Origin of the sequence: Synechococcus sp. R70.1 (assembly GCF_047461675.1) — a bacterium.
Lineage (GTDB): Bacteria > Cyanobacteriota > Cyanobacteriia > Thermostichales > Thermostichaceae > Thermostichus.
The window spans coordinates 1-697 of the sequence record NZ_JANSHR010000081.1 but is presented as its reverse complement, the minus strand read 5'-3'; the positions used below and the strand labels follow the sequence as shown (position 1 = coordinate 697).

At 60.4% G+C, this 697-nt stretch carries 1 protein-coding gene; it reads left to right on the top strand.

Going from position 1 to position 697, the window contains the following annotated elements:
- Nucleotides 1-697 (top strand): hypothetical protein (locus NW807_RS09430; protein ID WP_414425938.1); only part of this gene is annotated, 697 nt, incomplete at both ends.

Below are 697 nucleotides of genomic sequence, written 5' to 3'. Positions count from 1 at the left end.
GCGATGTAGAGTTCTTCTTCACCCCCGGCTACAACTGGAACGGCGCCATCTACGCCGGCGGCAGCCTCTTTTTCCGCTATGCCCCCAACAACTTGTTCCGGGCTTTCCTGATCAGCTCGCAGGAATCCTGCTTCTACATGCCTGCAGATAACTCGGAGATTACGGCCTTCGGGGAGCTGGTGGCAGGAGCCATTGGCTACGCCGGCCAGCAGGTGAGCGACTCTCTCAGTTTCGATGCCCACCCTGGCGTGGCGGATGTGCCGCCCAACGAGCCGCCTCCTAAGCTAAACAGCCTGAACTTTGACTCGGTGCAAAACGGGGTAGAGCCGGAAAGTGTGGCCCTGGATCCGCTGCAGCTGCACCTTTTTGGCCGCATTCGCCCCCGAGGGAATTACCAGCAAGATGCATTGGGATGGGCGGCTTCTCCTCTCAACGCCAAGAACCCTCGCAGCCCTGGGCGGATCAAGGCCGGTGGTTTTCAGGCTGGTGCCGACCAGGTCTGCCCTCCCTATGTAGACGATGTCTATCGGGCCGACAACCGCTTTGGCCCCAAGGCCAGCTACGACCGTCCGCCTGTAACTCCTGACCCGCAGAGAGGCTGCGACGTGGACACCTTTGCGCAAAGGTATCGTCGTAGGGCCGATGATCCCAATGATCCCAATCCTGATAGGCCTGCTAGGGCCGGTGATCCCATTCC